At 68.0% G+C, this 20,345-nt stretch carries 20 protein-coding genes; 8 read left to right on the top strand and 12 right to left on the bottom strand.

Going from position 1 to position 20,345, the window contains the following annotated elements; translation table 11 throughout:
- Positions 1-93: 93 nt before the first annotated feature.
- Positions 94-570, top strand: a complete 477-nt coding sequence (locus F3I16_RS02325) for an acyl-CoA thioesterase (protein WP_160077529.1) — start codon at positions 94-96, stop codon at positions 568-570.
- Positions 571-624: 54 nt separating this feature from the next.
- Here F3I16_RS02325 and F3I16_RS02320 read toward each other — a convergent pair whose 3' ends face one another.
- Positions 625-1,887, bottom strand: a complete 1,263-nt coding sequence (locus tag F3I16_RS02320; protein WP_160492149.1) for a hypothetical protein — start codon at positions 1,885-1,887, stop codon at positions 625-627.
- A gap of 121 nt (positions 1,888-2,008) precedes the next feature.
- Between F3I16_RS02320 and F3I16_RS02315 the strand changes: the two genes are divergently transcribed.
- Positions 2,009-2,416, top strand: a complete 408-nt coding sequence (locus F3I16_RS02315; RefSeq protein ID WP_160492148.1) for a DUF3301 domain-containing protein — start codon at positions 2,009-2,011, stop codon at positions 2,414-2,416.
- A gap of 7 nt (positions 2,417-2,423) precedes the next feature.
- Here the strand turns inward: F3I16_RS02315 and F3I16_RS02310 are convergent, their stop codons facing one another.
- The 3 genes from F3I16_RS02310 to F3I16_RS02300 are packed head-to-tail and all read right to left on the bottom strand — an operon-like array spanning position 2,424 to position 4,515.
- A complete protein-coding gene (locus F3I16_RS02310) occupies positions 2,424-2,777 on the bottom strand; it encodes a hypothetical protein (protein WP_160492147.1) in 354 nt (117 codons plus the stop codon).
- Between the two features lies 1 nt (position 2,778).
- Positions 2,779-3,660: an alpha/beta fold hydrolase gene (locus F3I16_RS02305; protein WP_160492146.1), complete on the bottom strand. Its 882-nt coding sequence runs from the start codon at positions 3,658-3,660 to the stop codon at positions 2,779-2,781.
- A 54-nt stretch (positions 3,661-3,714) separates the two neighbouring features.
- Entirely contained in the window at positions 3,715-4,515 is an 801-nt protein-coding gene (locus F3I16_RS02300; protein ID WP_160492145.1) for an alpha/beta fold hydrolase, read from the bottom strand.
- 173 nt (positions 4,516-4,688) lie between these two features.
- On the opposite strand from F3I16_RS02300, the gene F3I16_RS02295 reads away from it, so the two are divergent.
- Positions 4,689-5,312: a TetR/AcrR family transcriptional regulator gene (locus tag F3I16_RS02295; RefSeq protein WP_160492144.1), complete on the top strand. Its 624-nt coding sequence runs from the start codon at positions 4,689-4,691 to the stop codon at positions 5,310-5,312.
- Here the strand turns inward: F3I16_RS02295 and F3I16_RS02290 are convergent.
- Positions 5,309-6,670 (bottom strand): DUF1329 domain-containing protein, encoded by a 1,362-nt coding sequence (locus F3I16_RS02290; RefSeq protein WP_160492143.1) that lies wholly within the window; start codon positions 6,668-6,670, stop codon positions 5,309-5,311. The two genes, F3I16_RS02295 and F3I16_RS02290, sit on opposite strands and share 4 nt — an antisense overlap.
- Before the next feature lie 16 nt (positions 6,671-6,686).
- Positions 6,687-8,450 (bottom strand): DUF1302 domain-containing protein, encoded by a 1,764-nt coding sequence (locus tag F3I16_RS02285; RefSeq protein WP_160492142.1) that lies wholly within the window; start codon positions 8,448-8,450, stop codon positions 6,687-6,689.
- Between the two features lie 228 nt (positions 8,451-8,678).
- On the opposite strand from F3I16_RS02285, the gene F3I16_RS02280 reads away from it, so the two are divergent.
- Together F3I16_RS02280 and F3I16_RS02275 are read left to right on the top strand one after the other, a co-directional pair.
- Complete coding sequence (locus F3I16_RS02280) at positions 8,679-9,515, top strand: plasmid partitioning protein (protein ID WP_160492141.1); 837 nt, start codon at positions 8,679-8,681, stop codon at positions 9,513-9,515.
- Between the two features lie 195 nt (positions 9,516-9,710).
- Positions 9,711-10,562 carry a plasmid partitioning protein gene (locus tag F3I16_RS02275; protein WP_160492140.1) on the top strand — a complete coding sequence of 284 codons (852 nt, stop codon included), beginning with the start codon at positions 9,711-9,713 and terminating at the stop codon, positions 10,560-10,562.
- A 13-nt stretch (positions 10,563-10,575) separates the two neighbouring features.
- On the opposite strand, the gene F3I16_RS02270 is transcribed toward F3I16_RS02275, so the two are convergent.
- The gene (locus tag F3I16_RS02270; RefSeq protein ID WP_160492139.1) at positions 10,576-11,544 is read right to left on the bottom strand and encodes a GTP-binding protein; all 969 of its coding nucleotides are present in this window, start codon (positions 11,542-11,544) and stop codon (positions 10,576-10,578) included.
- A gap of 73 nt (positions 11,545-11,617) precedes the next feature.
- Between F3I16_RS02270 and F3I16_RS02265 the strand changes: the two genes are divergently transcribed.
- Positions 11,618-11,971 carry an NADH:ubiquinone oxidoreductase gene (locus F3I16_RS02265; RefSeq protein ID WP_160077521.1) on the top strand — a complete coding sequence of 118 codons (354 nt, stop codon included), beginning with the start codon at positions 11,618-11,620 and terminating at the stop codon, positions 11,969-11,971.
- A 7-nt stretch (positions 11,972-11,978) separates the two neighbouring features.
- Here F3I16_RS02265 and zigA read toward each other — a convergent pair whose 3' ends face one another.
- Entirely contained in the window at positions 11,979-13,184 is a 1,206-nt protein-coding gene (zigA, locus tag F3I16_RS02260; RefSeq protein ID WP_160492138.1) for a zinc metallochaperone GTPase ZigA, read from the bottom strand.
- Between the two features lie 171 nt (positions 13,185-13,355).
- On the opposite strand from zigA, the gene folE2 reads away from it, so the two are divergent.
- The gene (gene folE2 / locus F3I16_RS02255) at positions 13,356-14,246 is read left to right on the top strand and encodes a GTP cyclohydrolase FolE2 (protein WP_160492137.1); all 891 of its coding nucleotides are present in this window, start codon (positions 13,356-13,358) and stop codon (positions 14,244-14,246) included.
- 66 nt (positions 14,247-14,312) lie between these two features.
- On the top strand, positions 14,313-14,546 hold the full coding sequence (locus F3I16_RS02250; RefSeq protein WP_160492136.1) for a hypothetical protein: 234 nt from the start codon (positions 14,313-14,315) through the stop codon (positions 14,544-14,546).
- Between the two features lie 29 nt (positions 14,547-14,575).
- On the opposite strand, the gene F3I16_RS02245 is transcribed toward F3I16_RS02250, so the two are convergent.
- The 4 genes from F3I16_RS02245 to cfaB form a co-directional block, all read right to left on the bottom strand.
- Positions 14,576-16,477, bottom strand: a complete 1,902-nt coding sequence (locus tag F3I16_RS02245) for a DUF2207 domain-containing protein (protein ID WP_160492135.1) — start codon at positions 16,475-16,477, stop codon at positions 14,576-14,578.
- Between the two features lie 59 nt (positions 16,478-16,536).
- The gene (locus F3I16_RS02240) at positions 16,537-18,486 is read right to left on the bottom strand and encodes a DUF2207 domain-containing protein (RefSeq protein WP_160492134.1); all 1,950 of its coding nucleotides are present in this window, start codon (positions 18,484-18,486) and stop codon (positions 16,537-16,539) included.
- A 1-nt stretch (position 18,487) separates the two neighbouring features.
- Complete coding sequence (locus F3I16_RS02235) at positions 18,488-19,054, bottom strand: LemA family protein (protein ID WP_160492133.1); 567 nt, start codon at positions 19,052-19,054, stop codon at positions 18,488-18,490.
- A gap of 105 nt (positions 19,055-19,159) precedes the next feature.
- On the bottom strand, positions 19,160-20,344 hold the full coding sequence (gene cfaB / locus F3I16_RS02230; protein ID WP_160492132.1) for a C17 cyclopropane fatty acid synthase CfaB: 1,185 nt from the start codon (positions 20,342-20,344) through the stop codon (positions 19,160-19,162).
- Position 20,345: the final 1 nt, after the last annotated feature.

Genomic DNA, 20,345 nt, shown 5'->3' with positions numbered 1-20,345 from the left:
GGCCCCGCGAAGATCACCCGCAGCACCTATAACAATAAGCAGACCCGCAGGACTGCACAGGCCAGCACTTTCTTACTTGCCTATGAGAAACGCATGGAACTTGGAACCAACAAACTGTCGATGACCGTCCTGATGACCCCGGACATGGCCAACTTTTCCGGCAAGGTGCATGGCGGCACCCTGCTCAAGTACCTCGACCAGGTCGCCTACGCCTGCGCCAGCCGCTATGCCGGCAGCTACGTGGTGACCCTGTCGGTGGACCAGGTGATCTTCCGCGAGCCGATCAACGTCGGCGAGCTGGTGACCTTCCTCGCCTCGGTCAACTACACCGGCCGCACCTCGATGGAGATCGGCATCAAGGTGATCACCGAGAACATCCGCGAGCGCTCGGTGCGCCACACCAACAGCTGCTTCTTCACCATGATCGCGGTGGACGACAACGGCCAGTCCCAGCCCGTGCTGCCCCTGCAGCCGACCACGGCCGACGAGCAGCGGCGCTTCTCCCAGGCGCAACAGCGTCGGGCCATCCGCGAGGAACTGGAGCAGCGCTACCTGGCCCTCAACGCCTGAGTCGCGCTTGAGCGGCACGGCGCGCCCGCGGCAACCACCACGGGCACGCATCGCTCAGAGCTGCACGCAGCGGCCGAAGTCCTTCTGCGGCAAGGGCCCCTCGAAGCACAGGCGCCCCTGCTTGTCGAGAAACGGCCGTTGCGCCGCCTCGTAGGGGTTGCCGGCATCCGCCAGGGTGGCCAGCTGCTCGGCACCGACCAGGCCCGGCGCGAGCTGGAAGCTCAGGTTCGCCAGCTTGATCTTGCTGTCCAGGTCCATCACCCGCCCGACGAAGTCGACGAAATCCGGATTGGCGATACTCAGCAGAATATTGCCGATGCGGTTGCGCAAGCCGGTATAGGGCACCTGCGGCCCGCTGCCCAGCTTGAGCAGCTGGGCGAAGCCCGCCGGGGTGACCTCGGAGCCCTGGCCGATCGCCTGATACAGGCCGAGGCTGGCGTTGATGGTCATCTGCGGCTTGTACTCGAACAGCAGCGACGCCTCTTCGAGCAGCGCCGGGATATCCTCCTCGCGCAGGTTCTCCAGCATTACCTTGCCCAGCAGGAACTCGCGCTGCATGGCGGCCACCAGCGAACGCTCGGCCTGGCTCAGCGGCGCAATCGGCGCCGGCCGCGGCAACCAGCCCTGGCGATACAGGCGCACCTGCCACTCCAGGTTGCGGTTGAGCATGGACACCAGGCCCATCTTCAGCACCAGGTGATCGGCCCGGGCCAGCTGCCGGCGCAGCCCGGCCTGGTCTTCCGCCAGCAGCGCCAGGGCCGCCGGGCCATTGCCGGACAGTGCCTGCTGCAGCGCCTGCAGGCTCAGCAGCTGCTGGCCGCGCATGAGGTACGGCAGCGGCGGCATGGGCTCGGCCATCCCCGGCGCACTCAGGGTGTGGTAGTCGTCCAGGCGCAGGAAGTGGCGATAGCGCCCGAGCAGCGCCGCATGCTCGGCCAGCAGTGCCGGCAACTCCTGCTGGCGTTGCCGCAGGCTGGCGAAGCAGGCGCCGGCTTCGATGGCGCAGAACGCCGCCCCGGCCGGCAGCGCCAGCTGGGCCTGGGGCGCCGGCGTGAAGCCCTGCGCCGGGCCATGCTGCGCCAGCCAGCTTTGATAGGCGCGCAGGCGGCTCTCGCCCAGCGCGGCCGGCGAGTGCCGCGGCGGCGCATCCAGCCCGGCGAGGAACAGGTAGGCGGCGCTCTGCGCCGGCCTGGCCTGAATCTGCTGCAACCAGGCCTGCACCTCGGCGCTGGGCGGCTCGTCGCGCAGCCAGAAGAACGCGCCGCTGGCGATGGCCAGCGCCAACAGGGTTAGGCACAGCAGCTTGATCACGCGCATCCGGGCACCCGCCGATGGTCTCGTCGGCCGACGCTAACCAAGAAGCCGGGCCGTCGCAAGGGCGGGGGCTGAGTTCTGCGGGCCGGTCGGTTAAGCTGCCGGGGTTGCCCGTGGAGTTGTCATGCTGAGCCTGGCCGATCTGACCCTGCTGCTGTTGTGCGCCGCCGTCGCCGCCTGGCTCTGGCGTGGCCACGGCATTCGCGAGCGCGCCCTGGAACTGGTCAAGCGCCACTGCGCCAAGCTGGATATCGAGCTGCTCGATGGCAATGTCGCCCTGCGCGGCCTGGCCCTGCGCCGCGACACCCATGGCCACCGGCGCCTGGCCCGGCTCTACGACTTCGAGTTCACCGTCACCGGCGAGCAGCGCCTGAGCGGCAGCATCAGCATGTTCGGCCAGCAGCTCGGGCGCATCGAGCTGGACGCCTACCCGATCAGCACCCCGCAGGAGGAGCCGGTGGCCACCCAGCACGAGGCCAAGGTGATCCAGCTGCAGGACTGGAAGCGCCGCCACGACCGGATGGACCACTGACGGGCCATCACGCCTCCCGGAGCCGCCGGCAGATCAGCCGCCAGTGCTCGATGCAGGCATGGGTCATCGGCCGGCGCAGCAGCCGGCATTTGCCGCGGTGCCAGCGCCCGCGCTGCTGGTTGCGCCGGCACTCGTCACGCAGCCACTGCGGGTCGAAAGCGTCCCACACACCGGCCACGCTCCAGGCGTTGAGCCAGACCACCGGCGCCACCTCGTAGTAGAAGATCCGCTCCAGCTCGGCAACCGCCAGGCCGCTGGCACCCAGGGTGCGCACGATGGAGTCGAGCGTGGCGGCATCGGTCTCGCTATCCAGCCACAGCTCGGCCAGCGCCAGCCAGACCGCCTCGCGTGCGGCGCTCATCTCAGCCGCGCGGCAGGAGGAAGTCGCCGACCCGTTCGGCACTCTGCGCCGGCTGCTCCTGCATGAAGCAGTGCCCACCCTCGACCTGCCGCTCGAGCACTGCCGGGTTGCTCGCCGCCAGGCGCCGCGCCGATTTGCCGACGAAGGGGTAGGTCTTGCCGCCGTGCAGCAGCAGGGTCGGCGTCTGTACCTTGGCCAGCGCCGGCCACAGACGCTTGGGGAAGGAACTGAAGATATCCACCTCGCGGCTGGGCCGGCATTTCAGCTCGACGCCGCCCCCGGCCACGTCCTTCAGCGCGTGGTCGACATAGGCCTGCAGCGCCGCGTCGGTCCAGCCGCGGAAGATGCCGCGGCCCTGCAGCAGGGCGAAGGCCGTGGCGCGATCCGGCCAGTGCCTGCGGCGCGCCGCCGACTTCTTCGCCATGGTGTTGCGCCGGTGCAGGCCGAGCAGTTCGGAGAGGCTCATGACGCCGATCATCGGCGGGCTGAACAGCACCGGATCGAGCAGCACCGCGCGCTGGAACAGCTGCGGGTGGTGCGCCAGGATCAGGCTGGTGAGGACCCCGCCGAAGCTGTGGCCGAGGGCGAAGCACGGCACCGCGCCGAAGATCCCGCGGCCGGCCTCGAAGGCCTCCACGGCCAGCTCGGCGCTGCGGTTCCAGCCATGGAAGCGGCCGCCGTGCTCGGTTTCGCCGTGGCCCTGGACATCGCACAGCCACAGGTCGAACCGCTCGGCCAGCAGCGCCAGCATGGGCTCGTAGGTACGCCCGCAGAAACCGTTGCCGTGCAGGAAATGCAGCAAGGGCTTGCCGGACGGCGGCGTATGCCAGCCGGTCAGGGTGAAGCCGGCAGAACTCGGGTGGGACCAGGGAAGCAGGTGCATGGGAAACGCCGCAGAGGAAGTCTGCGGCTAGTGTAACCAGCGCACCGGCACGCGTCAGGCGGGTAAAGCCGCCGAATGCTCGGCGATAAAGCCATCCAATAGCCGGTTCAGCGCCTCGGGCTGGTCCAGCGGCGTGGCATGCCCGGAGTCGGCGATCACCTCCAGGCGGGCGTTGCGCAGCAGGGCGACGTAGGCCTGCTTGTAGGCCAGCGGCGTGTAGTCGCGGTCGCCGGCCACCACCAGCAGGGGCGTGTCCACCGTTTGCACCGCCGGCAGGCTCGACCAGCCGGGAATCGCGCGCATGGCGTGCATGTAGGAGCTCTGCTCGTTGCCGGCGATGCGCTGGGTCACCAGTTCGCGCAGAGCCTGCTGCTCGGGTTTGGGGAACAGCTTGGCGGCCAGCATCCGCGCCAACCCCGGCAGGCCGAACAGGCGCACCAGGCCCAGGCGCAGCCAGACCTGGCAGCGAATGCGCCAGGAGTCGACGATGAAACTCGGCGCGCTGTTGATCACCACGGCCGCGCGCACCAGCTGCGGCTGGTCGGCAAGCAGCTGGAAGGTCAGCATGCCGCCCATGGAGATGCCGACCAGGATGCACGGCCCGATGCCCATGGCGGCGATGAAGTCCGCCACATCCGCGGCCAGTTCGGCCATGCTCACCGGCGCGCGCAACGGCTCGCTCCGGCCGTGACCGCGCACGTCCATCGCGTACACCCGGCAGTAGCGCGCCAGGTGCTCGATCTGCGGTTGCCAGTCGAGCAAGGACGAGCCCAGGCCGTGCAGCAACAAAACCGGCGTACCCTGGCCCTCGCAGAGATAGGCGAAGCGCCCGCCGGGCAAGTTTATATAGTCCATAGCGGTTTCCATTGATTAATCGAAGACAATAAAAGTGCATTACCCGGAAACTTTCGGATAAATAGAAAGTTGCTCTTATCGTTAATTAACTGAACTTTTCTAGCATTTTCCGGCTATTTGCCTTGCTCCGGTAAAGGCCCTAGAATCGGCCGGCGCCGGTTCGAGAATTGATCATGTACAGCATTGCCAGTCCCACCCAGGCCCGCAGCAAGAAAGCCCTGGAACGCTTCCTCAATGTCGCCGCCGAACTGCTGGCCAATAACCGTTTCGAGGAAACCGGCATCTCGCAGATCGCCCAGCTGGCCGAGTCCTCGGTCGGCACCTTCTACCGCCTGCTCGGCGACAAGGACATGCTGCTGTACGCCGTGCATGACCGCTTCGTCGAGCAGAGCCGCGCCGCCATCGATGCCCTGGTCGCCGAGGAACTCGGCCACAGCACCCTGCCGCTGCAGGCGCAGATCGAGGGATTCATCCAGGGCCTGATCCGCCTGTTCGATGGCAGCGAAGGCCTGCTGCGCGCCCTGATTCGGCGCAGCTCGGCCGACCTGCAGTTCCGCCAGCGCTTCCACCAGCTCAACGCCTACATCGGCCAGACCTTCTGCCGCATCGCCCTGGCCCGCCCCGGCGACCTCGGCCACCCGCATCCCGAACAGGCCGCCGATCTGGCCGCACACATGCTGCTGGCCGGCATGAACTACTTCACCATGGTCGGCAGTCTGGGCGTGACCCCCCGGGAAGTTGTGCCCGGGGAACTTTCGCGGCTGATCTGTAATTACCTGGAAGTTGCCAAGCACTAACGGCGACTGTCGCGGCGTAGTTGCGCCGGGGTGAAGTCTGAGGGTTTCAGGGCAATATCGAACTGATCCGCCGGTTCTTCATTGGACAATATGCCGATGACATAACGCCCGCCGATCAGGTCATATACCGCATCGCCCTTGGTCCAGATCAGTGGCTGGTCATACATGTTGATGGTGTAGGACTCACCCAGGCGCCAGAGGTTGTCGCGGTTGTCGTAATGATCGACCAGCAGGATCTGGTAGCTGTCCTCGTCGAAGTAGATGTCGCGCTGCTTGTACTGGTGGCGCTCGCCGGCCTTGAGGGTGGCGCGCACATGCCAGACGCGGTGCAGTTCGTAGCGCAGCAGGTCCGGGTTGACGTGGCCGGCCTTGACGATGTCGCGGTACTTGTTGGTTTTCGCGGCGAAGCGGTAGTTGTTGTAGGGCACGTACATCTCCTTCTTGCCCACCAGCTGCCAGTCGTAGCGATCCGGGGCGCCGGAGAACATGTCGAAGTTGTCGGTGGTGCGCATGCCCTCGGAGGCGGTGCCGGGCGAGTCGTAGGCCACGTTCGGGGTGCGCCGCACGCGGCGCTGGCCGGCGGCGTAGAGCCAGGCCAGGCGCGGCTCCTTGACCTGGTCGACGGTCTCGTGGACCAGCAGCTCGGTGCCGGCCAGGCGCGCCGGCGCCAGTACCGACTGACGGAAGTAGAACAGCACGTTGCCGTTGTCCTTGCTAGCGTCGCCGGCATCCTGGTTGAACAGGAACAGGTCCTCGATCTGGGTCATGAAGTAGTCGCCGCTGGCATGCGGCACCGCCTGGGCGTAGTAGCGCTTGACGCTGTCGCCGCGGTAACGCACCAGGTGGTTCCACAGCACTTCCAGGGCCGACTGCGGGATCGGGAAGGGCGTGGCGACCTTGAAGTCGGCGATGCCGTTGCCCTGCTCGATCAGCTTGGCGCTGCCGGCATTGGCCTTGATCGCCGCATACACCTTGTCCGGGTAGGAGGCCGAGCGGCGGCTCGGGTAGACCTGCAGCTTCCAGCTGTCCGGGTAGCGCTGGAGCATGGCCAGCTGGCCGGGGCTGAGCTGCGCGCGGTACTGCGCGGCGTTGGCGTGGCTGATGCTGAACAGCGGCTGGTCGGCGGCGAACGGGTCCTTGTAGCCGGCAACCGGGTCGAAGGCATCGCTGCGCCGCGCCAGGCCGCCCTCCCAGGGCGGGATGGTGCCGGCGGCATTGCCGGCCTTTTCCGCGCCCAGCGGCGTGAGATCCTGACCGAGACGGGCGGCCTGCTCGGCACTGACCTGGGCCTGCAGCAGGGGGGCGACCAGCAGGCTGGCGGCCAACAGGCCGGTGTGCAGAAGTGCGGATTTGTACATGACGGTTCGTCCCTTGTCAGAAGCTGTATTTGACGTTGAGGCTGAGGAAATCGCGGTCGCTGCGCTTGTTCGACAGACCGCCGCCGCTGTAGTCGACGTACTTGGCGCCGACGGTGAAGGACTCCTGGTAGATCGCGTCGAGACCCAGCGACCAGCTCTGCGCCTCTTCGTCCAGGCCGTTGGTCAGCTGCGGGGCCACGCCGTTGATGCTGTACTGGTAACTGACGCTGGGTACCAGGTTCACCAGGTTGAACACGTTGGGGTAGTTCAGCTGCAGGCTGGCCTGGGCACCGTAGGCGCTGCTGGTGGCTTCGTAGTAGTCGACATCCGACTCCAGGCCCTGCACGCGGCTGGCCACCAGCTCGGAGAACAGGGTCGCCGAGTCGGAACCGAGCACGCCGTTGAAGTTGTAGATACCGACCAGCGAGGCCTGGAACATGTCCTTCTCGCGGTAGCCGTCCAGCTGGCTGCCGACCGGCAGGCCGGCCAGGCTGCCAAGCAGGGCATCCGGCAGGTACTCGTTGAGGCCGAGGGCGATCGGCGTGTCCGGGCGGTAGCTCAACTCGCCGGCCAGCGACAGGCCGTTGAAGATGCTGTCGCCGCCGATCGAGGTGTTGAAGCTGATGCCATACAGGTCGCGCTTCTCCAGGTACTCGGCGTAGTAGCGCGAGCTGCTGGCATCGGGCAGCGCGCCGACCACCGGGATGGCCACCGGCTGGCCGACGGTCAGGCCGAGCATCGGCACCTGCATGTTGTAGCGCAGGTAATAGAAGCCCAGCTCGGTCTCGTTCAGCTCCGGCACGAACCAGCGCAGGGCGACGCCGTACTGCGGCGAATCATCGCCGTCGATGTCCTTGCCGCGCGGGATGAAGGTGCTGGGCAGGTAGCCGCGCAGCAGGTTGTTGACGAAGCCGGGCGCCAGGCCGTCGGCGTAGGCCTGGGCCGCCGCCGGGTTGTCGAACGCCAGGGGATCGCCGGCCAGGTCGGTCGCGGCCTCCTGCAGGGGCGAGGCCGACAGGTAGTCACAGCCTTCGCCGAGCACGTCGAGGGTCGAGTAGTAGGTGCCGCAGGGGTCGATCTTCGAGGCTTCCCAGGCCCAGCCCGGCTGCCAGTAGCCTTCCACACTGAGGTTGTCGCGCAGTTCAAAGGAGCCGTAGACCATGAAGGTCGGCATGTAGGCCTCCTTCACTTCCGAGCCGGGCGCGCGCAGGGCGTTGATGTCCACCGGGTTGGTGGCGCCGATGCCGTTCTGGTAGAACAGGCCCTCGCCCCAGTTGATCACCTGGCGGCCGAGCCGCGCGTTGAGGGCGCGCTCGTTGGGCGTCCAGCTGCCGTAGACGAAGGCGTCCAGCAGATCGGCGCTGGAGCCGGCCTCGTCCAGACCGTCGTTGCTGATTTCGCGGTGGCGACGCGAGTCGTCTTCCAGCTCGAAATCGTAGAAGGCCCGGCCGCGGACGAAGATGCCGTACTGATCCTGGTAGCGCAGATCCAGCTCGGACACCGCCTTGACCACCTCGGAGAACAGCTCGCCCTTGCGGAAGTTGAGGTTGCCGTCGTCCGAGTTGATCAGCCCGGCATTGCTGCCTCTGCCGCCATTGGCGCGGGCGATCAGTTTGCCATCCTGCCCCTCCATGCGGTAACTGACGCCATAGGAGAGAGTGGTATCCAGCGAGGTGGTCCAGTCCCCCGAACGCACCTGAAACGCCTGCGCCACGCCCACGGGCAGGGTGCCGAGCAGGGCCAGACCGGCGAGCGCCAAACCTTTTCCTTGGTAAGTCACGATGACCTCCAGCTGTTGTTTTTATCGGAATCGGAACATCGGTTCCGAATCAATTTAGCCGTACGTCTTCCTGCTGGCAAGCCCGAGCCGCTATTTTTTTGCCGCCACCCCTGTCACTTAGCGGCGCCGGCCGTCGCATGCCATGAATATGGCGCTGCTATTTCGAGAGTTTTCCCCTGCGCCGGCCTTTACTGCCCTGTGTCACTCACAGAAAGCAGGTGCCGTAGCATGCCGACTGTCCTCCTCCCCCGCGCCATCCTCGCCGCCAGCCTGCTCCTGGGCAACGGCGCCACCTGGGCCGAATCGCGCTGCAGCGAAATCACCAGCAGCCAGCCGGCCACCCTCAGCTGCAGCTACAAGACCCTGGCGATCGATTCCGGCAGTGCCGGCAAGCGCAAGGTGGTCTACCAGGTCCCGCTCGGCAAGGCGCCGGCGGGGGGCTGGCCGGTGGCGCTGCTGTACCACGGCGCCCTGGTCACGGTGTACAACTTCAGCTACCACAGCGACATGCCCTTCGGCGGCTATTACCAGGGCAAGCTGATCCAGGGCCTGCTGGACGGCGGCTACGCGGTGGTCGCGCCCAACGCCCTGACCGCCAAGGAGGCCTGGCAGACCAACGCCCCCGAGTACGCCAGCGATTACCAGCAGAGCAACGACTACCTGTTCCTCAACAACCTGTTCGGCGCCATCGCCAGCGGCAAGTTCGGCCCGCTGAACCGCAAGCGCCAATACGCCACCGGGATCTCCAGCGGCGGCTACAACAGCAGCCGCATGGCCGTGTCCTTCCCCGGCAAGTTCAAGGCCCTGGCCATCCAGTCGGCGTCCTACGCCACCTGCGTCGGTGGCGACTGCGCGGTGCCGGCCCTGCCGGCGGATCACCCGCCCACCCTGTTCATCCACGGCCAGCTCGACTGGATCGTGCCCTGGACCAGCATGCAGCCGTACCACGAGCGCCTGCTCTACCAGGGGCTGGAGACCAGCCTGCACAGCGAGCCCGACGGCGGCCATGCCTGGTTCGCCAGCAGCCCCGGCCTGGTGCTGGACTGGTTCAACAGGCACCCCTGAACCGCTCGTCGCCCGCTCGCCAGCGGCAGGCGCCGGCGTTGCCCGGGCGAACGCTCTAGCGCGCCACTGCGGCCATGGAGCCCGGCATGCACTGAGTCAAACCCACGGCCGGCATGGCCTGCAGCCACTTGACGGAATCGGAATTCCGGTTTCTATTAAAAAGGCAGTCCATAACAACAACGGAGAACCACTGCCATGCCCACTGCCCGCATTCGCCGCCTGACCCCACTGCTCGCCTTGCTCCTGGTCGGCCTGCTGCACGACACCGCCGCAGCCGATTCGCGCTGCAGCGAACGCAAACAGAGCCTGCTGCTGCCGGCCAAGGTCAGCTGCAGCTACCAGTCCACCTGGATCGACTCCGGCCTGGTCGGCCAGCGCCAGGTGATCTACCAGACGCCGCTAGGCACCCCGCCGGCCGGCGGCTGGCCCACGGTGCTGATCTACCAGGGCTCGTTCTTCCCGCTGGACAACTTCACCTACTACAGCAACCAGCCGTTCGGCGGTTTCTACGAAGGCAAGCTGGTGCAGACCCTGCTGGACAACGGCTACGCGGTGGTCGCGCCCAGCGCCCCGGCCGACCTGTTCTGGCAGACCAACATCCCCGGCCTGGCCCAGGCCTACGAGACGAGCACCGACTACGACTTCCTCGGCAACGTGTTCGCCGCCATCGCCAGCGGCCACTTCGGCCCACTGAACAGCCAGCGCCAGTACGCCACCGGGATCTCCAGCGGCGGCTACAACACCAGCCGCATGGCCGTGTCCTTCCCCGGCAGGTTCAAGGCCCTGGCGATCCAGTCCGGCTCCTACGCCACCTGCAGCGGGCCGCTGTGCGTGGTCCCCGACCAGCTGCCGGCCGACCATCCGCCGACCTACTTCCTGCATGGCTTCGCCGACCTCACCGTGCCGTGGTGGAGCATGGACCTGTACTACGACCGCCTGCTCTACCAGGGCATCGAAACCGCGCGCTACACCGAGCCCCTCGGCGGCCACGAATGGTTCGCCGCCTCGCCCGGCAAGATCCTCGCCTGGTTCAACGGCCACCCCTGACGGCGCTGCCCGCCTAGTCACCCAGCAGGCAGGCCTGCAGGCCGCGCTGCAGCTCGGCCGCGTTCTGCGTCTCGGTGAAGATCAGCTCCAGCCGCGAATCCTTGCGCCACTCGCTGTTCTGCCAGTGCGGCGCCTGGCCACCCAGGGCATTGGCCGACAGCCAGCCGGCATTGGTCTGCAGCACCAGCTTGGCCCGGCGCCAGGCCAGGCCGGCCAACCACTGCTGGACCCGCAGCAACTCGAAGCGCTGGCTGGGGTGCCAGCGCCAGCCGATGCTCCAGCCCTCGGCCTGCTGCCGGGTCTGGCAGATCGGCGTACGCGCATCGGTCCACACCGCCACCGGCGGCGGGGCGCCCCGGGGCAGCTCGGCTGCCGCGCCCGCTTGCCCGGCACGGCTTGCCTGCCCCGGCAGGTCGGCGAATGCCAGGCGTCCCTGGCTGGTCCAGCGCAGCGGCAGCGCCGGCAGACGCGCCGCCAGCTCGGCGCGGGCGGCCTGGTCCAGCCGCTCGGCCTTGTTCAGCAGCAGCAGGCCCATGGCGCCCAAGGCATCGGCCTGCACCACCGGCAGCGCCTCGCCGGCGGCCAGGGCGGCGGCATCCAGCACCATCACCGGCGGCTGCACGGCCAGCACCCCAGACCAGGGTGCCTCGGCCAGTTGCTGCAGCAGCTGCAGCGGATGACCCAACCCGGAGGGCTCGATCAGCAGGCGGTCGGGCTGCGCCTTGCGCAACAGCCGCCCGAGGCCGACCTGGAACGGCGCGCCGTTGACGCAGCACAGGCAGCCGCCGGCCACCTCGGCCAGGCTGATGCCATCGGCGTCGGTGGTCAGCAGCGCGGCATCCAGGCCGATCTGGCCAAATTCGTTGATCAGCACCGCCCAGCGCTCGTGCGCCGGCTTGTCCGCCAGCAGGTGGCGGATCAGGCTGGTCTTGCCGGCGCCCAGCGGGCCGGCGATCACATGACAGGGGATATTCGTCAGCATGGCCCTATGGTGCGGTTTTGCCGGCTGGCGGAAAAGGCTAAAGTCGGCACTTTGCTTTTCAAGGATAAGCGGGATGCGTTCGATTGCCGTCGTACTGTTGCTCGGGCTGGCCGGCCAGGCCTGGGGCGAGGCCTGCGTGGTGCACAGCCAGGGCAGCCAGGTGGATGTGAAAGTCTGCCAGCAGAACCGCAGCATCCCGGCCAACCTGTTCCGCAACGGCTTCTGCGCCCCGCAACTGCAGGGGCAGAAGGTCGAGGTCAGCTTCGTCGCGCAATGCCCCGCCGGCGCATTCGGCGAATGCCGCAATGCCCGGGTCAGCGGCACGCCCTACCAGCAGGACATCCACTACTACGGCGTCGCCAGCGACGCGCGCTACCTCAAGCCGGCCTGCGAACAGCAGAGCAAGGGCGTGTGGATGGCACGCTAGGCCGGCATCAGGCCGCCTCCTCGATCCAGGCGCCGAACGGATCGGGCAACCGCACCCAGGCCTCGGGGCCGGCGGCCATCTCGGCGTCGCTCAGCAGGCAGTCGTCCAGCTCGCGGCGCAGACGCGCGAAGTCGATGTGCTGGCCGATGAACACCAGCTCCTGGCGGCAGTCGCCGACTGCGGCATCCCACTTGGCCATGACGCCGCGCCGACCATCCTCGTCCTGCGGCCACTGCGCCTCGGGCACGAAGCGCCACCAGCGCCCGGCATGGCCATGGCGCATCAGGCCGCCGGCCTGGGACCAGCTGCCGGCCTCCTGCGGTTTGCTGGCCAGCCAGAAATAGCCCTTGGAACGCAGCAGGCGGCCGTTGCTCCACTCGCCGCCGAGGAAGGCGAAGAAGCGCTCGGGGTGGAACGGCCGGCGCGCCTGGTAGGCGGTGGAAGCGATGCCGTATTCCTCGGTCTCCGGCACATGCTCGCCGCGCAGCTCCTTGAGCCAGCCGGGCGCCCGGGCGGCAAGCTCGAAGTCGAAGCGACCGGTGTCGAGGATCTGCTTGAGCGGCACCTGCCCCATGACCATCGGCAGGATCTGCGCCTCGGTGTTCAGGCCGCGCAGGATGGCGGCCAGCTCCTCGCGCTCGGCGCCGGAGATCAGGTCGGTCTTGCTGATCAGGATGACGTCGGCGAACTCCACCTGCTCGATCAGCAGGTCGGTGATCGCGCGCTCGTCCTCCTCGCCCAAGGTTTCGCCACGGCTGGCCAGGCTCTCGGCGGCGTGGAAATCGCGCAGGAAATTCACCCCGTCGACCACAGTCACCAGCGTATCCAGCCGGGCCAGATCGGCCAGGCTCTGGCCCTGCTCGTCGCGGAAGGTGAAGGTCTCGGCCACCGGCAGCGGTTCGCTGATGCCGGTGGATTCGATCAGCAGGTAGTCGAAGCGGCCGTCGCGGGCCAGCCGCGCCACTTCCTCCAGCAGGTCCTCGCGCAGGGTGCAGCAGATGCAGCCGTTGCTCATCTCCACCAGCTTCTCGTCGGCGCGGTTGAGGCTGACATCGCGCTGCACCTCCGAGCCGTCGATGTTGATCTCGCTCATGTCGTTGACGATCACCGCCACGCGCAGGCCGGCGCGGTTTTTCAGCACATGGTTGAGCAGGGTGCTCTTGCCGGCGCCGAGAAAGCCGGATAGCACGGTAACGGGGAGACGCTTATCCATCGGGTTTACCTCATCGATCACGGAGCGCTTTGTCGCGCTGCTGCTGGTGCACCTTGGCCTTGCGCGCAAGGTCGCGCTCACCTTCGCTCGGCGCGGCTCAGCCAGGTCAGGCTTTTGAATTTACTTGTTATAACATAACATTAAATTCCAACCACCACCGACGGATTGCCGATGAACACCCTCACCCTGCCGGATGTCGCCCTGCACGGCGCTACCTCGCAACAGACACTGGACTGGGTCGGCATGCAGCGGATCGCCCTGCCCCTGCGCCTGGCCGGCCAGCCGCTGACGGGGCGAGCCAGCGCCGCCGTGAGCCTGGACGACCCCGCCGCACGCGGCATCCATATGTCCCGCCTGTACCTGGCGCTGGAGCAACTGGAAGGCTGCGAGCTGGATAGCGCGGCACTGCGCCAGGTGCTCAAACACTTCCTCGCCAGCCACCTGGGCCTGGCGCAGCAGGCGTACCTAGAGCTGGCTGGCGAGTTGCTGCTCAAGCGCCCGGCCCTGGTCAGCCCTCTGGCCGGCTGGAAAGGCTACCCCTTCGCGCTGTGCAGCCGCCTGGACGCCCAGGCAGGGTTTCACGTGGAACTGCAGCTGGAGATCGGCTACTCCTCGACCTGCCCGTGCTCGGCGGCCCTCGCCCGGCAACTGATACAGCGGCAATTCAGCAGCGATTTTGCGGGAAAGAGTCTCGATCATGCGGACATCATCGAATGGCTGGGCAGCGCCCAGGGCATTCTCGCGACCCCGCACAGCCAGCGCAGCAGCGCCACCCTGCAAGTGCGTCTGTCCCCCCATGCGGCCGAGCTGCCGCTGCTGGCGCTGATCGAGGGCGCCGAACAGGCGCTGGGCACCGCCCTGCAAACCGCGGTCAAGCGCGCCGACGAACAGGCCTTCGCCCTGGCCAACGGGCAGAACCCGATGTTCTGCGAAGACGCTGCCCGCCGCCTGCATGCCGCGCTACGCAAACAACCCGGCATCAGCGCCTTCCAGTTGCAGGTGGTGCATGCGGAAAGCCTGCACGCCCATGACGCCGTGGCGCGCAGCAGCTGGCACTGGTGATGGCGCTGACGGCGCGCGGCGGGCCTGCTACCGTGCAGCATCCCGACGCGCCACAGGAACTCCACCATGAACAGCCTGGCCCTGCTGATCCTCGCCCTGATGCTGTTGGCCGTGCTCGGCTGGGCGTTCTGGAGCTGGCGCAGCGCGACGCAACTGCAGCAGCTGGCTCAGCGCGCGCAGCAACAGCGCGAGCTGATCGACGCGATGAACGAGGTGCTGGACAACCCCAAGCTCAGCGAAGACGAGCAACTGGCACACAGCCTGCGCCTGGTGGAGAAGCTGAAAGCCACCAGGCGCTGAGCGCGCCGGCCGGGTTCCCGCACGCCGCCTTACCAGCCACCGCCGCCACCGCCACCGCCACCGCCGCCCGAGGAGCCGCCACCGGAAGACGGGCTACTGGACGAGGACGACGAGGAACCAGCCGAGCGCGGACTGGGCGGCGGCGTCGAGGCGCTGGCCAGGGTTTGCGTCAGGCGGCCGGTCAGGCCTTGGGTGGCACCGAAAGGGTCCCGGCCACTGAACCAGTCCGGCCGGTACTCGCGCAGTTCGGGCTCGATCGCGCCGCTCTGCAGGGCATGGCTGAAGCGCGCCGTCCACTGCGCCTCGACGCCCAGCGCCATGGCATAGGGCAGGTGCTGCTCGTACAGGGCAATGCTCATCGCCGGCGCGGTGCCGACCCGGGCCAGGCTGTCGCCCTCGGCCAGACGCAGGTACTCGCGGTAGCCCTCCAGCTCATCCAGCAGCTGCCGCGTCTGCCGGGTCGGGGCGCGCAGCAGGAAGCGAAACAGGATGACCTGCAGCCATAGCGCCAGCACCAGCCCCATCACCACATCGCCGACCCGACTGGCGACGATGACCAGCAGGATCAGGGCGACCGACACGCTGATGACCCCGGTAATCACGCCGTTGTCGCTACCGCTGTCGAAGGCGTAGACGGCAATGCCGCCGGTCACCGCACAGCCCAGCAGCAGCCCGAGCATTTCCCGGGTGTCACTGCCCTGCCCCGGGAGCAGCAACAACAGGCTGCAGCCGCTGGCGATGAACAGGCCGAGTCGCCAGATATCGCTGTTCGTGTCGAACCAGCGACTGGCGTACAGCTTGAGCCCGGCCGCACAGGTCTGCAGGGCTTGCGCCAGACGCGGCTCGTAGCGCCGGCGCAGCAGCAGCGGCTGGGCGTCGGCGGGAAACAGCTGATCCAGCAGCTGCTTCTCCTCGGCGCGGGCCTGCTCCCGGGCAACATCGCCCGGCAGCAGGCGCAAGCCGCCGGACTCCGGGTCGTCCGCCAGACGCAGCAGGCGGCGGATGGCCATATCGGTCAGGCTGATGCCCAGTTCGCGGCTGGCCGTCTTGCCCGCGGCAAATCCGCGATGCCACATAAAACAGGCCGCCGCCGGGCTGAGCCCTTCCGGTGCCGAGAAGCGCGCAATGATCAGGCCCTTGGCCGGATCACGCCCAAACTTGTTCCAGTGGTAGCCGTAGAAGGCCAGTAGTCCGAGCACACACAGACCGCCGAAGAGGATGGCAAGGTTGTCCAGCAGCACGCGCCACAGGCTGGCCCACGGCCCCGCGCGCTCGACCAGCCCGGCCGGCCAGGCGACGGCCAGGGTGAAGCCCTCGCCTGGATGCAAGGTACGCGTGGTGGCCAGCAGCAGGCGATTATCCTGGCGACCGAGCTCGCGGTAATCGGTGCCGCGACTGCCCCGCACGCCGGTGTAGCCGCTCAGTGCGCCGATCGTCGCGCCCACGGGCAGCACCACCTCGGCGCTGGCCGCCAGGATCGGCAGGCTCCAGGCATTGCCGGTGACGTTCCAGTACAGCTCGTCCTCGCCGTCGCGATGGGCCAGCTGGGCATCCAGGCGATAGCGCAGTTCATAGCGATAACGACCGGGGTCGAGCAGCCGATCGGCCGAGCCCAGGTAGAAACGCACGCCATGCCCCGACGACTCTTCGCGCACGGGTTCCGGCCGGCCGTCGCGGGTCACGCCGAGCAGGGCGATCGGCGTCTTGCGCTGCAGGCCATGCTCCAGGCCGTAGCGGGTCGGAATCTCGCGAAAGATACCGCGCCGAATCTCCTGGCCTTCGGCCAACACGGTAATGCGCTCGGTAACCAGCAGGTTGCCGTCGGGCTCGACCTGCAGGGTCGCCTCGAAGGACTCGATCAGTTCCTGCGCGCCGGCCAACCCCGGCAGCAGGCACGCACACAACAACAGGGATTTCAGCCATCCTGGCATGGGTAACGCTCTCCATAGCAAAGTCGGCGCCCGGCCGGGCGCCGCGGTTTCATCATTGGCTACCAGCCGCCTCCGCCACCCCCACCGCCACCGCCGCCCGAGGAGCCGCCACCAGACGAGCCGCCGGAAGAGCTGCCAGAGGATGACGGGCTGGGCGGCGGCGTCGAGGCGCTGGAGGTGGCACTGCTCAGGCCGCCGACCAGGGCCCCGGTCAACGCGCTGGGGGTGGCGAAGCTGCTGCGGCTGCGATACCAGTCCGGGCGGTACTCGTGCAGCTGCGGGTCGATCAGCCCGGCATCCAGGGCCGCGGTGAAGCGCGCTGTCCAGGCCGCCTCGACCTGCAGGGCCATGGCGTAGGGCAGGTGCTGCTCGTACAGGGCGATGCTCATCGCCGGCGCCGTGCCGGCACGCGCCAAGGTCTCGCTTTCGGCCAGGCGCAGGTAGTCGCGATAGCCCTCGAGCGCGTCCAGCAGGCGGCGCCCTTCCGCGGACGGCGCCTCCAGCCAGCCACGGAACAGGATCACCTGCAGCCAGAACAGCGCCAGCATCACCATCACCAGCGGCGCCACGTTGCTCAGCAGCACGCCCAGGCCGATCAGCCCGGGGATGACGAACACCGCCCCGGCAATGGTCAGGCCGACGCCGCCATTGCCCGGCCCGCCGTCGCGCCAGGACTGGATGCCGAAGATCAGCAGGAAGCTGCCGGCCAGGCCGAAGCCCAGGGTGAAGACCAGGCCGAAGATGACCAGGCCGACCTGCTCCTCGCCATTGGCGCTGGCAAACACGCTGACCAGGCTGCCGAGCAGCGCCCAGACCAGGCCCAGCCACCAGTAACCGCGGTTGAGGCTGAACCACTGCTTGCCGCGCTCGCTCAGCGCCGCGCCGTGGGCTTCCAGCGCCGCGGCCAGGCGCGGCACGTAGCTGCTGCCCACGCGCAGCGCCTTGGACACCTTGCCGTTGGGGAACAGTGCATCGAGCAGGGCCCGCTCGTGGCTCTGCAAGTCATCCGCCGTTGCCTCGACGGGGCTGAGGACGAAGGCCGCGCCGCGCGGGCTGTCGGCCAGGTTCAGCTGCTTGCGGATCGCCAGGTCGGTGAAGCTCACGCTCAGCGCCTCGGCCGGGCTGTAGCCGTTGCGCAAGCCGCGCTTCCACAGGTAGCCGACCGCGGCCGGGGCCAGGCCGTCGGGGGCGGAAAACAGCGGGATGATCACGCCCTTGCGCGGGTCGCGGCCGAGGTCGTGCCAGCTCCACAGGTAGAAGGCGAACAGGCCGAGCAGCATCAGCAGGCCGACGAACACGCCGGGGTTGTCCTCGATCAGCCGGGCGATCTGTTGCAGGCGTGTGGGGCGCGCCACCAGGCCGGCCTGCCAGTCCACGGCGATGGTGAAGCCTTCGCCGGGTTGCAGGATGCGTGTGGTCAGCAGCATCAACTGCTGGCCCTCGCGGCTGGCCACGCGGTAATCCGTGCCGTTGTCGCCGACCCCGCCGGTATAGCCGGCGACATCGCCGATGCGCGCTCCCGCAGGCAGCTGCACCAGGGCGCTGGCAAGCCTGATCGGGAAGCTCCAGTCATTGCCGGTGACGTTCCAGTACAGCTCGTCCTCGCCGTCGCGCTGCAGCAGTTGGGCATCGATCAGGTAATGCAGCTGGTAGGTGTAGCGCCCGGGCTCCAGCTCATGGTTGGCCGAGCCCAGATAATAGCGGATGCCGGCCCCCAGCGCCTCGCTGTGGAACGGCTCGGCCGCGCCGTCGCGGGTGACCTCCAGCATCTGCACCGGGGTGCGCCGCTCGAGGCCGTTGCCCAGGCTGTAGCGGGTCGGGATGTCGCGGTAGATGCCGCGGCGGATCTGCTCGCCCTCGGCCTGCACGGTGATCCGCTCCAGCACCTCCAGCATGCCGTCGGCACGCACCTCGAGGCTCACCGCGTAGCTCTCGATGACTTCCTCCGCCCAGCCCGTCGCGGGCAGCAGGCAGCACAGCAACAGCAGGGACTTCAGCCATCCTGGCATTTCAGAACTCCATCTTCGGCGACAGCCCCTCGCGGGCATCGTCCAGGGTGAAATAGGCGGCGCAGGTGAAACCGCAGCTGCGCGCCACCAGATTGCTCGGCACCGACTCGACCAGCACATTGAGTTCGCGCACCGCACCGTTGTAGTAACGGCGGGCCATCTGGATCTGCTCTTCGAGTTCGCTGAGGTTGCGCTGCAGGTCGAGGAAGGCGCCGTCGGCCTTCAGCTCGGGGTAGTTCTCGACCAGCGCGAAGGTGCGCAGCAGGGCGGCCGTGAGCTGGGTTTCGACCGCCGCGCGGTCCGCGGCGCCATCGCGCTCATGGGCCTGGGCCTCGCCGCGACGGCTGGTCAGTTCCTCCAGGGTGTCGCGCTCGTGCGCCATGTACGCCTTGAGGCAGCTGACCAGGCTGGGAATCAGGCTGGAGCGGCGCTTGAGCTGCACGTCGATGCCGCTCCAGGCCTCCGCCACCCGCGCCCGGTTGAACACCAGGCGGTTGTAGCAGTAGATGATCGCGACCAGCAGCGCCGCCGGCACGGCCACTGCGCCCCATAACCAGATTCCTTGCATGTCCTGCTCCCGCGCCGCTCCAAAGTGCCGCAGTCTACCTGCCGCGGCGGCAATCCGCCGTCGACTGCACCACAGGCATTCGGCGCCAGGCAAGGGCAACGCGGTTCAACGGTAGAGATCGGCGCGGCTCCAGGGCAGCTCGTGGCTGCCGTCGGCATGCGGGCGGCTCGCCAGCACCTGGTGCAGGTTGACCCAGCCCCGGCGGAAACCATGGGCGCAGCCGGCCAGGTACAGGCGCCAGATGCGCAGGGCCTTCTCCGGGACCAGGGCGGCCGCCTGCGCCAGGTGCGCCTCCAGGTTGTCGCTCCACAGCTGCAGGGTGCGCGCGTAGTGCAGGCGCAGGCTTTCCACGTCGACCACCTCCAGCCCGGCCGCACTGAGGTCGGCACTCAGCCGCGCCAGGTGCGGCAGCTCGCCGTAGGGGAACACGTAACGTCCGATGAAATCGCCGGCACCGCGGCCGACCTGGCGGCCATCGACATGCCGCGCGGTAATCCCGTGATTCAGCACCAGGCCGCCGGGACGCACCGCGCCGAACAGCTGGCGACAATACAGCGGCAGGTTGGCGTGGCCGACATGCTCGAACATGCCGACGCTGACCACCTTGTCGAAGCGGCCGTCCTGCGCCAGGTCGCGATAGTCGAGCAGCTCCAGATGCACCTGCCGCTGCAGGCCGGCCTGCGTCACCCGTCGCCGTGCCAGCTGCAGCTGCGCGCGGCTGAGGGTGATGCCGTGCACCTCGACGCCGTACTCGCGGGCGGCGAACAGGGCCAGGCCGCCCCAGCCGCAGCCGACATCCAGCAGGCGCTCGCCGGGCTTGAGGCGCAGCTTGCGGCACAGGTGCTGCAGCTTGGCGGTCTGCGCCGTTTCCAGGTCTTCCGTGCCGCTGGGGAAATAGGCGCAGGAATAGATCATCCGGCTGTCCAGCCAGAGGGCGTAGAAGTCGTTGGACAGGTCGTAGTGGTAGCTGATGGCCGCGGCATCGACGGCCTTGTCGTGGGCAAGGAATTCCACCGCGCCGGGGTTGTCGTCGCCAAGCAGGGCTTCACTGAGCCGGTCCGTCAGCTGCACCACCTGCATGATCGGCCCATCCAGCTCCAGCCGGCCCTCGACATAGGCGCTGCCCAGCGCATCCAGGCTCGGCCGCTTGAACTCGAGCAGCAGGCTCGGATCCTTGACGATCAGGGTCACCTGCGGCTTGGCGCCGAGATCCAGCTGCTCGCCGTTCCACAGGCGCAGGCGCAGCGGCAACTGCAGATCGCGCAGCTGGGTGGCTAGTCCGGTAAGCATG

Origin of the sequence: Pseudomonas sp. L-22-4S-12, from assembly GCF_009799935.1 — a bacterium.
In the GTDB taxonomy this organism is placed as follows: domain Bacteria; phylum Pseudomonadota; class Gammaproteobacteria; order Pseudomonadales; family Pseudomonadaceae; genus Aquipseudomonas.
This window is presented reverse-complemented; position numbering and strand designations above follow the sequence as displayed.

Coding starts and splice junctions, on each gene's coding strand:
- F3I16_RS02325 (WP_160077529.1), top strand. CDS start 94: ATGGAACTTGGAACCAACAAACTGTCGATGACCGTCCTGATGACCCCG.
- cfaB (WP_160492132.1), bottom strand. CDS start 20,344: ATGCTTACCGGACTAGCCACCCAGCTGCGCGATCTGCAGTTGCCGCTG.
- F3I16_RS02240 (WP_160492134.1), bottom strand. CDS start 18,486: ATGCCAGGATGGCTGAAGTCCCTGCTGTTGCTGTGCTGCCTGCTGCCC.
- F3I16_RS02290 (WP_160492143.1), bottom strand. CDS start 6,670: ATGTACAAATCCGCACTTCTGCACACCGGCCTGTTGGCCGCCAGCCTG.
- F3I16_RS02315 (WP_160492148.1), top strand. CDS start 2,009: ATGCTGAGCCTGGCCGATCTGACCCTGCTGCTGTTGTGCGCCGCCGTC.
- zigA (WP_160492138.1), bottom strand. CDS start 13,184: ATGGATAAGCGTCTCCCCGTTACCGTGCTATCCGGCTTTCTCGGCGCC.
- F3I16_RS02300 (WP_160492145.1), bottom strand. CDS start 4,515: ATGGACTATATAAACTTGCCCGGCGGGCGCTTCGCCTATCTCTGCGAG.
- F3I16_RS02320 (WP_160492149.1), bottom strand. CDS start 1,887: ATGCGCGTGATCAAGCTGCTGTGCCTAACCCTGTTGGCGCTGGCCATC.
- F3I16_RS02250 (WP_160492136.1), top strand. CDS start 14,313: ATGAACAGCCTGGCCCTGCTGATCCTCGCCCTGATGCTGTTGGCCGTG.
- folE2 (WP_160492137.1), top strand. CDS start 13,356: ATGAACACCCTCACCCTGCCGGATGTCGCCCTGCACGGCGCTACCTCG.
- F3I16_RS02305 (WP_160492146.1), bottom strand. CDS start 3,660: ATGCACCTGCTTCCCTGGTCCCACCCGAGTTCTGCCGGCTTCACCCTG.
- F3I16_RS02280 (WP_160492141.1), top strand. CDS start 8,679: ATGCCGACTGTCCTCCTCCCCCGCGCCATCCTCGCCGCCAGCCTGCTC.
- F3I16_RS02265 (WP_160077521.1), top strand. CDS start 11,618: ATGCGTTCGATTGCCGTCGTACTGTTGCTCGGGCTGGCCGGCCAGGCC.
- F3I16_RS02270 (WP_160492139.1), bottom strand. CDS start 11,544: ATGCTGACGAATATCCCCTGTCATGTGATCGCCGGCCCGCTGGGCGCC.
- F3I16_RS02310 (WP_160492147.1), bottom strand. CDS start 2,777: ATGAGCGCCGCACGCGAGGCGGTCTGGCTGGCGCTGGCCGAGCTGTGG.
- F3I16_RS02295 (WP_160492144.1), top strand. CDS start 4,689: ATGTACAGCATTGCCAGTCCCACCCAGGCCCGCAGCAAGAAAGCCCTG.
- F3I16_RS02245 (WP_160492135.1), bottom strand. CDS start 16,477: ATGCCAGGATGGCTGAAATCCCTGTTGTTGTGTGCGTGCCTGCTGCCG.
- F3I16_RS02275 (WP_160492140.1), top strand. CDS start 9,711: ATGCCCACTGCCCGCATTCGCCGCCTGACCCCACTGCTCGCCTTGCTC.
- F3I16_RS02235 (WP_160492133.1), bottom strand. CDS start 19,054: ATGCAAGGAATCTGGTTATGGGGCGCAGTGGCCGTGCCGGCGGCGCTG.